Source organism: Stenotrophomonas sp. 115C5, assembly GCF_056861055.1.
Window position 1 is genome coordinate 57,554 of sequence record NZ_JBSPUQ010000010.1, and the last position, 14,283, is coordinate 71,836.

General features: G+C 64.9%; 10 protein-coding genes. 1 reads left to right on the forward strand and 9 read right to left on the reverse strand.

The window, feature by feature from the left end:
- The 9 genes from AC13FN_RS13255 to AC13FN_RS13295 form a co-directional block, all read right to left on the reverse strand.
- Positions 1–3,168 (reverse strand): discoidin domain-containing protein, encoded by a 3,168-nt coding sequence (locus tag AC13FN_RS13255; RefSeq protein ID WP_054172166.1) that lies wholly within the window; start codon positions 3,166–3,168, stop codon positions 1–3.
- Positions 3,165–4,001 carry a carbohydrate ABC transporter permease gene (locus AC13FN_RS13260; RefSeq protein ID WP_006378064.1) on the reverse strand — a complete coding sequence of 279 codons (837 nt, stop codon included), beginning with the start codon at positions 3,999–4,001 and terminating at the stop codon, positions 3,165–3,167. The genes AC13FN_RS13255 and AC13FN_RS13260 overlap by 4 nt, the downstream gene beginning before the upstream one ends.
- Positions 3,998–4,879, reverse strand: a complete 882-nt coding sequence (locus tag AC13FN_RS13265; RefSeq protein WP_049433692.1) for a carbohydrate ABC transporter permease — start codon at positions 4,877–4,879, stop codon at positions 3,998–4,000. The genes AC13FN_RS13260 and AC13FN_RS13265 overlap by 4 nt, the downstream gene beginning before the upstream one ends.
- Positions 4,876–6,216: a sugar ABC transporter substrate-binding protein gene (locus AC13FN_RS13270; RefSeq protein ID WP_049433691.1), complete on the reverse strand. Its 1,341-nt coding sequence runs from the start codon at positions 6,214–6,216 to the stop codon at positions 4,876–4,878. Before AC13FN_RS13270 ends, AC13FN_RS13265 begins: the two co-directional genes overlap by 4 nt.
- Before the next feature lie 4 nt (positions 6,217–6,220).
- Complete coding sequence (locus AC13FN_RS13275; protein ID WP_049433690.1) at positions 6,221–7,825, reverse strand: glucoamylase family protein; 1,605 nt, start codon at positions 7,823–7,825, stop codon at positions 6,221–6,223.
- A gap of 250 nt (positions 7,826–8,075) precedes the next feature.
- Positions 8,076–11,156 carry a TonB-dependent receptor gene (locus AC13FN_RS13280; RefSeq protein ID WP_049433689.1) on the reverse strand — a complete coding sequence of 1,027 codons (3,081 nt, stop codon included), beginning with the start codon at positions 11,154–11,156 and terminating at the stop codon, positions 8,076–8,078.
- A 76-nt stretch (positions 11,157–11,232) separates the two neighbouring features.
- Entirely contained in the window at positions 11,233–12,270 is a 1,038-nt protein-coding gene (locus AC13FN_RS13285; protein WP_032129774.1) for a LacI family DNA-binding transcriptional regulator, read from the reverse strand.
- Positions 12,271–12,419: 149 nt separating this feature from the next.
- A complete protein-coding gene (locus tag AC13FN_RS13290) occupies positions 12,420–12,695 on the reverse strand; it encodes a BolA family protein (RefSeq protein WP_434060509.1) in 276 nt (91 codons plus the stop codon).
- Positions 12,692–12,991, reverse strand: a complete 300-nt coding sequence (locus tag AC13FN_RS13295; RefSeq protein ID WP_032129789.1) for a YciI family protein — start codon at positions 12,989–12,991, stop codon at positions 12,692–12,694. The genes AC13FN_RS13290 and AC13FN_RS13295 overlap by 4 nt, the downstream gene beginning before the upstream one ends.
- Before the next feature lie 375 nt (positions 12,992–13,366).
- On the opposite strand from AC13FN_RS13295, the gene AC13FN_RS13300 reads away from it, so the two are divergent.
- On the forward strand, positions 13,367–14,281 hold the full coding sequence (locus AC13FN_RS13300) for a segregation and condensation protein A (protein WP_049433688.1): 915 nt from the start codon (positions 13,367–13,369) through the stop codon (positions 14,279–14,281).
- Positions 14,282–14,283: the final 2 nt, after the last annotated feature.

The window sequence follows — 14,283 nt, forward strand, 5'->3', positions numbered from 1 at the left end:
TTACTGTCCCTTGCGCTCGGCGCGGCGCACCGCGCTCGGCACTTCGATCTCGATCCGCGCCGGCAGCTGGTGCACGTGCAGTTCCTTGTTGATCCACTCGGCGGCTTCGCCGTTGACCGTCGCCTCGCCCGGATCACCCGCGTACGGCCATGGCAGCACCACGCCCCCCACCGGCGGCACCAGGCCCGGCTGCACCTCCAGCACCAGCTGCTTGTCGCTGCGCTGCAGGCGGTAATTGAGCTGGCCCTGTGGGGTACGCAAGCCCTGCACCGCGACACCCTCGCCCTGCAGCCACGCACTCGGTACGCCGGCGGCCAGCACCAGCGCATCGTCCATGTCACGGTTGTAGGCGAACATGTCCAGGGCCGAGCGCACGAAGTCCGAGGCCACCCAGGCATGCGGCAGGTCACCGACGAAGAACGGCTTGCGCGGCGTGCGCGAGACCACTTCGGCCCACTGGTTCCAGGCCTGCGGTGCGCGGTCCTTGAAGAAGAACTCGGTGGCCTGCCAGGCGCGGTCGCGCCAGCCCAGGCGCACGAACGCGGCCACGTTGCGCCACTCGTACGGGGTGTAGTCCTTCCACTCGCGCTTGCCATCGCGCCGCGCGACGAACTCGTTCCAGTAGCGTTCGAAGGTCGCCTCCAGTGCCTGCTGCGGCAGCCTGCCCTGCTCGCCGCCCGGGGCCAGTGCGATGGTGGTCGACGTCGCGTCGAAGTCACCCAGCTCGGCCGAGCCCGGCAGGTAGTCAATGCGGTGCTGCTGCATCGCCGACTGCAACGAGGCCTGCAGGTCATCCCGGAACTGGTCGCGCGATTCGGCAATCTGCATCGCCTCGACCTTGCCCAGCTGGGTCGCCAGCAGCGCCGCGTCCTTGTAGCCGCGCAACGCCCAGAAGTTGTCCCAGTACGAGTGCATCGGCTTGGCCGAATAGCCTTCGTGGCTGATCGAGGCCGGCATCATCCCGTAGAACGCCGGGTTGCGCGCGCGGTTCTCTTCGGTGCGCTCGCTGGCGCGCAACTGCTCCATGTAGGTGTAAGCACCCTGCACGTGCGGCCACATCAGCTCGGTGAAGGTGCTGTCGCCGGTGTAACGCCCATACTCGGCGATGCTGTAGATCAGCTCGCCATGGCTGTCGTTCTCCGGCACCGGATCACTGCCGCGCGCATCGACGCAGCACGGCACCTTGCCGTTCTCGAACTGGTACGGCGCATACCAGTTGATGTAATCGCGCACCGCATCGCTGCGGCCCATGCGCAGCAGGCCTTCGGAAATCATCGCGCCATCGCGGATCCAGCTGCGCGCATACGAACGCGTGCCCGGCTGCAGCCGCGGCCCGACCCGCGAGATCAGCATGTGCGCGACCGCCGTGCGCAGGGTGTCGACCAGCGGTTGGCCTGCAGCGGGCACCTGCAGCGAGACCACGCCCAGCTTCTTGCGCCATTGTTCGGCCACCTGCGCCTGCGCCTTGGCCACGTCCAGCGCCTGCGGCGCCCAGCCACCGGTCTGTGGCAGCACCACCGCCACTTCACGGCTCTGGCCGGGCTCCAGCTTGATCGTGTACATCAGCGCACCCGACGCCATGCCGGTGCTGTCCTTCACCGCCGTGGTCGCCGGATACGTGCCGCTTTCCAGATGCATCGCATCGAGCTTGCCATCGAACGTACTGGCAAAGCGCGCGTCCGGCACCTGCAGCGGGTAGATGCGCGGCTCACCGTTGACCCGCACCAGCTGCTCGCCCACATCCAGTGCATCGATGCGGCTGAAGCCACCGACGGTGTTGAGGAACTGCGTGGGCGGATTGACCTGCCACGGACGGATCGCCAGTGCCAGGGTGTATTCGTGTGCGACCTTGTCCGGATTGCTCAGCCGGTAGCGGCCGATCAGCTGCGCACGCTCCGGCGTGCCCTGCACGAAGCCGGTCACCGCCAGGCCGACTTTTTCATGCACCCAATCGACGTTGGCGATCGGCAGGTAATGATCCTGCAGCGACTGGGTGATGGCCACCTTCGACCAGTCCAGCAGCTTGCCATCGAGGCGGATGAACGGTTCGATGCTGAAGCTGCCCTTGGCCGGCTCCAGTGCGCCGTCCTCGCTGATCAGCGCCTGTTCCTGGCCGCCATCGAGGCCGAGCAGGGTCCAGTACGGCTGCTCGCCCACGTAGGCACGTGGCAGCGAGCCGCGTGGCAGGTCGGCGGCGACCGAGGACAGGAAAGCGTTCGGGGTGGCGGCAAAGGCCAGTGTCTTGAGCGTGATGTCACGGATGCCATAGCGCCAGTTCGGGCCGTCCTGCAGATCGAAGCGCAGGTAGCGCGCATCGGTGTCCGGCAGCGCCAGCCAGTCGCGACCACCGGCACCGCTGGTCACTTCACGCACGGTGCGCCAGTCACGGCCATCCTCGGAGGTGCGTACGGTATAGCGGCGGGCTTCCAGATTCGGCAGCCAGTCGATCACCGCACCGCCGATCTCGCGGCTCTTGTGCAGGTCCAGGCTGATGGTCTGCTGCTTGACGCCACCACTGATCCAGAACGTATCGCTCTTGCCGTCGATCATGCGGTCCTGCAGCGCGGTGGCGGTATCGGCAATCACCGACGGCACCAGCGCCGAGTCATCCTGTGCTGGCAGGCCCTGAAGGGTCAGCTTGTCGAAGCACACCGTGCCGCGGCCGCCGACCTTGCTGTAGATCGTGAACTCGACCGCAGCACTGCGTGCCATTTCCTTCTCGGGCGAGGGACCCCACGCCTTGTCGATCTGGCGGCGGCGGTACTCGACCGGCGTCCACGCCTTGGGGAAGCTGTAGCCGGGCCGGTTGACCCACCAGACGTTGTCGCCGCTGGCATCGATCAGCTTGAACTGCAGGTCGTTGCCCGGCGATTCGCCGCGCAGCTGGAAACCGAAGCGGTAATTGACCGGGTATTCGATATCCAGCGCGCGGCGGATGCCGACGTAGCCGGAGACATCGTGGAAGTCATAGTCCAGGCACAACGCGCGGCCACCTCCGGCGCCGCTGACCGGCCGCAGCGAACCGCTGACCTGGTCGGACAGCACCAGCTTCCAGGCGGCGATGTCGTCGAAGTCGTCCAGCACCTTCGGTGCCGGCAGCGCCGGTGGCGCGGCGATCGCCAGGGAGGTCCACAACAGGCCCAGTCCAACGGCGATCGCTCGCTTCATCCCTTGACGCTCCCCAGCAACAGACCTTGGATGTAGTACCGCTGCAGCACCAGGAACAGCGCCAGCACCGGAACCACGGTGACCACCGCGCCGGCCATCATCATTTCCACGTCCATGATGTGCTCGCGCGAGAGGGTGGCCAGCGCCACCGGCAAAGTGTAGTGCTCCTGATCGGTCAACACGATCAACGGCCACATGAAATCGTTCCATGCACCCATGAAGGTGAAGATCGCCAGGGTCACCAGCACCGGCTTGAGCATCGGCAGCACGATCTGGAAGAAGATGCGCAGCTCCCCTGCCCCGTCGATGCGGGCCGCTTCCAGCAGTTCGTCCGGAATCGAACGCGCGTACTGGCGCACCAGGAAAATGCCGAACACGCTGGCCAGCGCCGGCACGATCACGCCACCGAAGCTGTTGACCAGGCCCAGCTGCTTCATCAGCAGGAACAGCGGTAGCATCGCCACCTGCGCCGGAATCACCAGCGCCGCCATCAGCACCTGGAACAGGCGCTCGCGGCCGACGAAATTCAGCTTGGCGAAGGCATAGCCGGCCATCGTGTTGAGCAGCAGCGAACCCAGGGTGATGCCGACCGACACCAGCAGGCTGTTGGCGAAGTTGCCGCCCATGCCGGTGCGCGCGAACAACTCATGGTAGTTGCGCGTGGTGATGCTCGATGGCAGCAGCGGCGGCGGGAAGTGGGTCGCCTCGCCCTGCGGCATGAACGAGACCGAGAGCATCCACAGCAGCGGTGCCAGGCTGACCAGGGCCAGCACCAGCAACGCACCATTGATCAACCACGGGTACCAGCGCGACTGGCCGATTTCACGACTCATACCAACTGCCTCTTGCGGCCAAAACGCAGCATCACGGTGGTCACCGCCAGGATGATCAGGAACAGCAGGAACGCCACCGCGGAGGCGCGCCCCAGGTTCCACCACTTGAAGCCTTCCTCGAACATGAAATACAGCACGCTGACGGTGCTCTGCAGTGGGTCGCCGCGGGTCATCACGTACGGTTCGGCGAACAGCTGGAAGTAGCCCGACACGGTGATCACGCCGACCACCAGCAGCACCGGGCCGAGCATCGGCAGGGTGATGTGCAGGAACTGCTTCCAGCGCGAGGCACCGTCGATACGGGCAGCCTCGTACAGGTCATGCGGGATGGCCTGCAGGCCGGCCAGGAAGATCACCATGTTGTAGCCGAAGTTCTTCCACACCGCGAACAGCATGATGGTCGGCATCGCCCAGTTGGGATCGCCCAGCCAGTCGATCGGGCTGATGCCCAGATGGCCCAGGCCGTAGTTCACCAGGCCGTAGCTGGTGTGGAACAGGTAGCGCCAGATCACCGCCACCGCCACCAGCGTGGTCACCACCGGCGCGAACAGCGCGGTGCGGAACAGCGCCTTGAAGCGTGCGGCCGGTGCATTCAGCAGCATCGCCGCACCCAGCGACACGCCAATCGACAACGGCACGCCGATCAACACGAAGTAGGTGGTGTTCCACAGCGACTTCCAGAACATCGGCGTCTGCAGCAGGTCGATGTAGTTGCCGAGGCCGACGAAGCGCAGGTTGCCGCCGTCAGCCAGGGCATACAGGTCGAAGTCGGTCACGCTCAGCGCCAGCGCCGAGGCGACCGGTAGGCCGAAGAACATGCCCAGCACGATCAGCGAGGGACCGGCAAAGATCCAGCCGGCAAGTGAAGTACGTTTCATTGCGCGCTCCCGGCGGCCACGGCACTGCTCGATTGCGGCGACGGCACGCGCTGCTGCAGGCGTTGTTGTTCATGCATCCAGCGGCGCTTGGCCAGCACCTTGTCCACGCGCTGGTCCAGCTCTTCCACGGCCTTGTCCTGCGCCAGGCCACCACGCACCACCTTCTCGGTGACGATGCGCATTTCCTGCACGATACGCTCCCACTCAAGCACCTTCGGCGTCGGCTTGACCCGCTCCAGCTGGTCACGGAACGCAGCGGCCAGCGGATCGTTGGCCAACGACGGCGCGTTCCAGGTACTGCGGCGCGGCGGCAGGTCGCCGATGATCGAATGGAAGCGGGCCTGGATTTCCGGGCGCGACAGGAATTCAATCAGCTTCCAGGACGCCTCCTTCTGCTGCGACTTGCGGAAGATCACCAGGCTGGTGCCACCGGCGATGCCCGCGCCCGGACCGTCCGGCCCCGGCAGCGCGGCGGTGCCCCACTGCCCTTCCAGCTCCTTGGGCTGCAGCTTCTTGAACTCGCGGATGTTCCAGGGGCCGGAGATGTAGAACACATTGAAGCCACGGAAAAACTCGTCCCAGACGTTGGAGATCTGCGTCTCGGACATCTTCGGCGCCCAGCCCTGCTCGAACATGTTGGCGTAGAAGGCCAGCGTGCGGCGGAACCCCGGGCTGGCGAAATTGCCGCGGGTGTCATCGTCACGCAGCAGCGGATCGGGCTGCTGCAGCGCCAGCGACAGCTGCTGCTCGAACTCGTTGATCGGCATCAGCACCGCATAGCGGTTCGGGCCCTGCATGCGCTTGATCGCCGCCATCTGTTCGTCCCACTCCTGCCACGTGCGCGGCGGGTGGTCGTAACCGGCCTTGGCCAGCAGGTCCTTGCGGTAGTAGATCAGGCGGGTATCGACGTACCACGGCACGCCCACCAGCTCGCCGTGGATCACGTTGGTATCCCAGATACCCTGGAAGTAGTCCTTCGGGTCGACCACGGCCGAACGCTGCACGAACGGCTGCAGCGGCGTCAGCGCGTCGAGTTCGGCGAACTCCGGCACCCAGGTGTTGCCCAGCTGGCACACGTCTGGCAGACCGTCGGCGGCGAACGCGGTCAGCAGCTTCTCGTGCGCGGCAGTCCACGGGATGTTCTGCACATCCACCTTGATGCCCGGATTCTCGGCCTCGAACTCATGGATCAGCTCGCTGACCACCTCCGCCTCGCGGCCCATCGCCCAGAAACGTACGGTGGTGGTGCCCGGATCGGTACGGGCGCAGCCGGCCACGGCCAATGCGGCCAGGGCAGGCAGCGCCCAGCGGCGCAGGCGGTCGATCCAGTTCGGCATCGGGTTACTTGCCCTGGCCTGTGGTGCGGTTGGCATTGTTCTTCTGTTCCTGCGCGGCAGCCGCGCGTGATTCGGCGATACCCACCGCGCGTGCCGCCGCGGCCTTTTCGTCTTTCTGCAGTTCCAGCGGCTGGAACGAACCTTCCGGTGCCAGCCAGCCACCACTGAACCCGGCCCGTTCCAGGCCCTTGCGGATGTACGGGTTCTTCTTCATCACTTCCCAGACGAAGTCATCGCGGTAGTTGGCGATCATGGTCAGGATCGGGCCCTGGTCGATGGCGATGTAGTCGCTGGCGACCCAACCGCGATCCGGCACCAGGCGGCCGGTCTTGATCGGGATGTCGTAGTTGAAGCTGGGGTTGAACGAATCCAGGAAGCCGTAGCTGGAATAGATGTAATCGCCAAAGCGCTTGTGCATCTCCAGCGTGGCCGGGATCACCTGCTCGGGGGCGAACACCACCGACGCGATCGCAGCGGTGGGAGCGATGGTGCCGTCATCGAAGTTCTCGCGCAGGCCGGCGCCGCGCGAGGAGTAATGGCGGAACTGGCGCTGCTCGCCGCGATAGTCCTGGGTGGTGTTCTGTGGTCCGTCGCTGGCGGTCAAACCCCACACATTCTCGCCATACTCCTTCCACTGCATCGGGTTGGCGATGGCGTACTCGCGCTGGGCCAGTGCGGCCGAGCGGCTGTTGAGGAAGTAGGTGCTGCCGCGCTCGCGCATGTACGCGTCCTGGATGTCGCGGAAGTCGATCCAGACGTGGCTGTACTGGTGGCCGAACAACGGGCCGAAGGACAGGTATTCCTGGCCCTGGTAGACGCCCCAGTCGTTGTCATAGGTACGCGTCCACACCGTCCACGCATCCGGGCTGACCGGGTGCGTCGGCGAGCCCAGGGCAAGGATGTAGACCATCATCGCCTCGTTGTAGCCCATCCAGTCGTGGTCGATGAAGCCGCTCTCGGGGAACCAGCCCATCGAGATCAGCGGTGTACGCTGCTGCAGCCAGGGCCAGTCGACCTTCTTGTACAACGTGTCGGCGATCTGGCGGATCTCCTTCTCCCGCGGATCGTCGCCGTCGTAGTACGACTGCGCGAACAGCACGCCCATCATCAGCAGCGCGGTATCCACCGAGGACAGTTCAACCCAGCTGTCGTAGCGACGCCCTTCCTGCATGTCCAGGAAGTGGTAGTAGAAGCCCTTGTAGCCGGCCTTGCCGGTGCGCTGCGGGCCCATCGGCACGTCGCGGAAGAACTTCAGCGTGGTCAGGGTGCGGTCGATCGCCTGGTTGCGGCTGACCCAGCCGTTCTCGATGCCGATCGGATAGGCGGTCAGCGCGAAGCCGACCGAGGCGATGCTGGCGAACGGCCGCGACGGATAGCGGTCCGGGGTCAGACCGTTGATCTCGTTGGTGGTATCCCAGAAGAACTGGAAGGTACGACGCTCGATGTCATCGAACAGCGGCGGCAGCACCGGCTTCATCGGCCGCGGCGGTGCATCGGCCTCGATCAGGATCACCGGCGGCCGCGGCTTGGCAGGTTCCTGCTGGGCCGGCTGGCAGGCGGCCACGGCCAGGCTCAACGCTGCGGCGGACAACAGATGGCGTGCCTGCATGGCGCGATTTCTCCGGTGGTCTGATCGATGGGAAAGCATACCGTCCAATGATCTGAAATCGTTTACAAGATGCGTTCTGAAAAAACCACGAAAAACGTGGTTTGACACCGCGATCATTGCCCATGCCGCTGCCCCCTGGCCGGCAGCGGCATGGGCAATGGACCGGCACGGGGCCGGCCATTGCCGCTTTCAAGCAGCCGATGCCGCCGGCGGAACGGCGGCATCGGGGTGCTGCATCAGGCGGTTCCGCTTAGAAGCGGAAGCCCACTTCGGCCTTGATCTGGCGCGGAGTACCAATGATGTCGCCGGTCTCGTTGTAGCTGACCAGCAGCTTGCCGTCGCTCTTCACGTAGTTCAGCTTGGAGAAGTTGTCGAAGTTGAGCACGTTGATGATGTCGATGCGAGCATACAGCTCGGTATCGCCGGCCAGCTTGAAGGTCTTGGTCGCCTGCAGATCCAACGAGCGGTAGCCGAAGATCTTGCCGCCGAGCAGGAAGTGGCCATTGCCCGACGGTGTACCGGCAGCCGGGGTCGGCATGCAGTTCGAGTTGCCGGCCTGCGCGATGCAGGACCAGTCGTTACCCGGGGTCGGCGTGGCCAGGGTCAGCTTGCCACCGAAAGTGATGCCCCAGAAACCGTCATACGAGCCGGTGACCACCAAGCGGTGACGCGGCGCGCCGTTGGACTTGATGGTCGGATACTCACCGATGGTGCCGCGATCGAACGAATAGTGCTCGTTGATATTGCGGTTGTGGCGTGCATTGGTCCAGGTATAGGCGATCGAGGTGCCCCAGCCGCTCTCCTTGCTGTACGGCTTCTGCGCCGACAGCAGGATCTGGGTGGAGCGGGTCTTGATGCCCTGCTGGCCGATGATCAGGCTGCCGAAGCCCGGAATGCTGCAGCCCCACGGCTGCCCGTAGGTCGGCTCGTCAGCGCCGCACAGCATCTGGTTATCGAAGAAATTGCCGTTGTTGAAACGGTTGCCCAACGTGTAGGCGAAGCCATCGTAGGTCAGCGTGCGTGAAATCGTGGCATCGGTCAGCCACTCGCCGATCTGGTTGCTCATGCCGAGGCTGAACTGGTCGGAGTACGGCACCTTCATGTTGTTATTCAGCAGATCGACTTCCATGCCTTCATTGCTGGTGGAACCCAGCAGTGCCTGCACGTTCTCGATGCCGTTCATCAGGTTCGGATTCCAGTCAAAGCACGGGGTCTGCCCGTACATGCAGCTGCCGGTGGCCGGGTTGCGGAAGAACACGGTCGGCTGCGGCAGTGCCAGCTTCGTGGTTTCCAGTGCCAGGTTGTCGAACAGGTCGCGATCATAGGACCGGCCGGCACCACCATGGAACACGTGCTGCTCATCGGCGTTTACGTCATACGAGAAGCCCAGGCGCGGCTGCCAGGCATTCTTGAAATTCTTGCGATTGTGGCCGGTGCTGATGTAGTCGTTGACGTTCAAACCACTGAGCGCCAGCGTCTGCGCATAGGTCTGGCCCGGAGGCGCATGCCTGTCCTGCGAGAACAATGCGTTCACAACCTCTGGCGGGGTCACGAAATCGGTATAGACCGGGTTCTTTTCGTAATCCCAGCGCAGGCCGATGTTCAGCTGCAGATGATCGTTGACCTGCCAGTCATCCTGGATGAACAGACCAATCTGCTTGACCTTGGCGCGCACCTCGGACTGCACGCCGGTGACACCAGTACTGGCCTTGGTGAACTGAGCCTTGTAGGGGGTGCCGGAGGAGAAGGCAGGGTTGTCGATGGTGTAGAAGAACTGCGGATTGATCTGCGCCGCATCCGAGGCGTACAGATCAATCTGCTTGTACTTGGCACCCATCTTGATGGTGTGGTCGCCGGCCCACTGCAGGCCGTCCAGGGTCAGGTTGTCCTCGATCGCCCAGCCCTTCTGGCCCTTCACCTGCGAGGCGAACGCATCGGCTGCGCCGATCTGGACGAGGGTCTTTTCCTGCGGGGTGTTCCGGTTCTTGTCACCAAAGTCCGGCGCGGTGTAGACGATACCGTTGCCGTAGGTCAGCGGCAGCGGATTGTTGAACGCCTCCTCATGGGTGACCATCAGCTCGTTGTAGAACCGCTCGCCGCTGTGGTTCCAGCGCAGGGCGTAGCGGCGGTCGGTGTTGTCCACCACCTTGCCGTGCACCTTGGCGGTCTGGTCACTGAACTGCTGCTGGGTTTCGTCGCGGTCCTGGAAGGTCAGTTCGATACGATCGTTGTCGGTCGGCTCGAAGTCGATCTTGGCGAAGATCAGGTCCTGCTGGAACGGCTGGCTGGCCGGGCCGAGACCCGCGAGACCATCGGCAGGCAGTTTGGCGGCCGCCGAGCTCACTGCACCGTCCGGCGCGATGGTCACTGGCAGGTCGAAGCGCTTGGCTTCATAGGTGACGAAGAAGTGGGCCTTGTCCTTGATGATCGGGCCACCCAGCGCGAAGCCGTACTCCTTCTCGGCCGAGTCTTCCTTGCTCTTGCCCGGCTGGCGTTCGGCCGGGGTCATCGCACGCATGCTTTCGTTGGTATAACGGTAGAAGGTCTCACCCTTGAACTCGTTGGTACCGGACTTGGTCGCGGCGGTGATCGCGGCGCTGGACACCTGGCCGTACTCGGCCTTGTAGTTGCCGGTGATGACCTTGTACTCACCGATGGCCAGCTGCGGGAACGGATTACCCGCGCTGCCGGACTGGCCGGAAATGCCGCCACCCTTGACGTAGCTCTTCTGGCCCACGCCGTCGATGTAGACGTTGGTGCCATCGGAGTTGGTGGCACCGCCACGCAGCGAGGTGTTGCCCTTGGCATCGCGGGTGAAGATCATGCCCGGCACCGCGTCGGCGAACTCCAGGAAATTGCGCGAGACCTGCGGGGTGGTCTGGATCTGCTGCAGGCTGACGGTCTTGCCGACTTCGGACGTGCGCACTTCCTGCAGCAGGGTCGGCGCGACGACGTTGACGGTGTCCAGGTTGGTGGCCGCGGTCGAACCCGGGGTGCTGCTGGCAGCGCCGGCAAAGTTCAGCGTAGCGGTCGAGGCCACGGTGACGGTGACCTTCTGCGACTGGCCGTTGGCGACCACGTCGTAGGTGCCCGGGTCCAGGCCCATCAGCGTGTAGCTGCCATCGGCACGGACGGTGCCGCGACGGACGGTACCGGTGGCGACGTTGGTGGCGGTGACTTCGGCGCCGGCCTGGGCGCCGGACACCTGGCCGCGCAGGCTGGCATTGGCCGACTGCGCCATGACGTTCGGGGCGGCGGCCAGCATCAGGCAGCTGACCAGTGCGGTGCTCAGCAGCCGGCGCGCCGGCGTGCGGAAGGTGGTGTGCATCATCAACTCAATCTCCGGGTGACGGTAACCGCTCGCGCGGTCCCTGCGATCAATCAAAAAAGAAGGAACGCCTCTGGCTTCAATGGCCCGATGGCGGAGTAGTGGAATCGCGAACTATCAAGCGGGGAACCAGGGTCTGCTTGTCCCCTGTCCCATCCGTGGAGGTGCCGTCCATCAACTGCAGCAGGCGCGTCATGGCCCGGTCGCCGAGCTCGGCGATGCTGACCTGCATGGTGGTCAGCGACGGGTGGACGAAACGCGCCAGTGGAATGTCATCGAAGCCCGCCAGGGCGACATCGGTCGGAACACGGACACCGGCCTGCGTGAACGCGTACAGGCATCCCAGGGCCATCATGTCGTTGGCGGCGAACACGGCATCAGGCAGCGCTCCGGCTGCCAGCAACTCCTGACCGGCGCGATGGCCGGAAGCTTCGTCGAAATCACCGGGCAGCTCGATGCCCTCGGCGCCACCGCCAAAAGCCGCCAGCGCGTCACGGAAGCCGCGCAGGCGCTCGCGCGCGTCGAAGTTGAGATCCGGGCCAGAAATGAAAGCGATGCGACGGTGGCCAGCGTCGAGCAGATGGCGGGTCATCGCCATCGCACCGGCGTGGTCATCGATGCTCAGCACCGGGTGGTCCTGCCCGGGCAGATAGGTGTTGATCAACACCGTCGGCAGCGACTGCGGCAGGTTGTCGGTCAGGAAACCGGGGCTCTCGGCATAGGGCGAGAGCACCAGCAGGCCATCGACGCGGCCGCGCATGGCGCGCAGGGCCGCACCCTGCTGCTCCTGGTCACCGTGGTAGCTGGACACCAGCAGGTGCTGGCGGCGGCTACGGGCGACATTGTCGATGCCACGCATCAGTTCGGAGAAGAATTCGCCGTACAGGTCCGGCAGCACCACGCCCACCGTATTGGTGCGGCGGCTGCTCAGGCTGCGGGCGGCGGCGTGCGGGGTGTAACGCAGCCGTGCGGCCACCTCCAGCACAAGCTGGCGGACCGGTTCGGCGACATTTTCATGCCCGTTGAGCGCGCGGGAAACCGTGGCCACGGAGACCCGGGCTTCGCGTGCGACGTCTTTGATTGTGATAGCTGCCTTGTTCACGAAGCCGCCCTCCACGGCTTGGACCTACCAGCATTGGCGCGGAATGTAAGCGTTTCCATCTGGGCTTGTAAACAGTCCGTTAGGCGAATGTCCCGAAATGGACATGGAAATCTGTCTGCAGCGAGCCCCCGCAGGGACCCGCCAGGACAGCGTGGGACAAGGGCTCAGCCCTGTTCTGACGGGGTCTGCGCGCGGATGGACAACGCGTGGATATCGGTCTCCATCATCGTCCCCAGCGCGGCGTACACCGCGCGATGCCGGGCCAGCGGGCCCAGTCCGGCGAAGCGTTCACTGACCACATGCACGTTGAAATGGCCGCGGCCATCGCGCGCACCGGCATGGCCGGCGTGGCGATGGCTGTCGTCTTCGATCTCGAGCACGCTCGGCGCCAGTGCATGCTGCAGCGCATCACGCATTCGCGAGATCCGTTCCGCGTTCACGGCAACACCTTGCGGAACGGTCGCACCTGCACGCGGGTGTAGACGCCGGCCGCCACGTACGGGTCGGCGTCGGCCCAGGCCTGGGCCTGCAGCAGCGACTCGAACTGCGCGATCACCACCGAACCGCTGAAACCGGCCGGGCCCGGGTCTTCACTGTCCACCGCCGGGCACGGGCCGGCCAGCAGCAGGCGTCCCTCGTCGCGCAGCGCGTGCAACCGCGCCAGGTGTTCCGGCCGCGCCTGCAGCCGCTGCGCCAGCACATCCTGGCCGTCATACCCTTCGATCACATACCACACCGGCATTTCCTCGCTTGCGTTGTCGGGTCCGCAGATTCTAGCCAATGCGGCCCCTGCCCCGGCCCGGCTGGACACTGGCGCAACAAAGGCTTACCCTAGACTCCATTGCACGTGGCTGGATGCAGCAGCCCGTCGGTTTTTGCGGCCAACGCAGCCCCCGACGACCGTCCCGCTGCTTCAAACCGGTCAACCTGGCCGGGCCACGTAGACGACCTCCCCGTAGTTCCGTCGCCGCCGTTTCCTGCGGCGCGTCCTGCTGTTTGATATGTGTGGAATCGCGCCGATCCCGGCGTGTCTGGTGCCCTGGGGCTCCGTGGCGTTGGCCCGGCGAACCCGGTGCCGCGACTGGTCCGTTGCAATCCTGATGTCCATTAGATGACTTCCGAACTCGCGCTCGACGCGAACCCGCCAACCCGGCCGCCCGCCCCACAGCAGCAGGAAATGCCGCTGGCCGTGGTGCATGGGCAACCGGTCCTGCAGATTCCGCAGGACCTGTACATCCCGCCGGACGCGCTGGAAGTCATCCTGGATGCCTTCGAAGGCCCGCTGGACCTGCTGCTGTACCTGATCCGCCGGCAGAACCTGGACGTGCTGGACATTCCCGTGGCCGAGATCACCCGGCAGTATGTGGAATACATCACCGTGATGCGCGAGCTGCGCTTCGAGCTGGCCGCCGAGTACCTGGTGATGGCGGCGATTCTGGCCGAAGTGAAGTCGCGGATGCTGCTGCCGCGCCCGGTCAGCGAGGAAGGCGATGAGGCCGACCCGCGCGCCGAGCTGGTGCGCCGGCTGCAGGAGTATGAACGCTTCAAGCAGGCCGCCGAGGACATCGACGCCCTGCCCCGCCAGGACCGCGATACCAGCCTGGCACACGCCTTCATGCCCGAACGCGCCACGGTGAAGCTGCCGCCGCCGGTGGACCTGAAGGAAATGCTGCTGGCCCTGCACGACGTGCTCAAGCGCGCCGAGCTGTTCAGCGGCCACGCCATCAAGCGTGAGGCACTGAGCGTCCGGCAACGCATGGGCGAAGTGCTGGGACGCCTGGAAGATGGCAAGTTCTATCGTTTTGAAGGGTTGTTCACTGCTGAAGAAGGCAAGCTGGGTGTGCTGGTCACGTTCCTGGCGGTGCTGGAACTGGCCAAGGAACAGCTGCTGGACATCGTCCAGGAAGAACCGCTGGCGCCGATCTACGTGAAATCGCTGGCCGCCGGCAACACCAACGCCCCGCTGCAGTTCAGCAGCGAGTTCGACGACAACGACGACGACGCCAATGCCAATGCAGACGAGTGAGC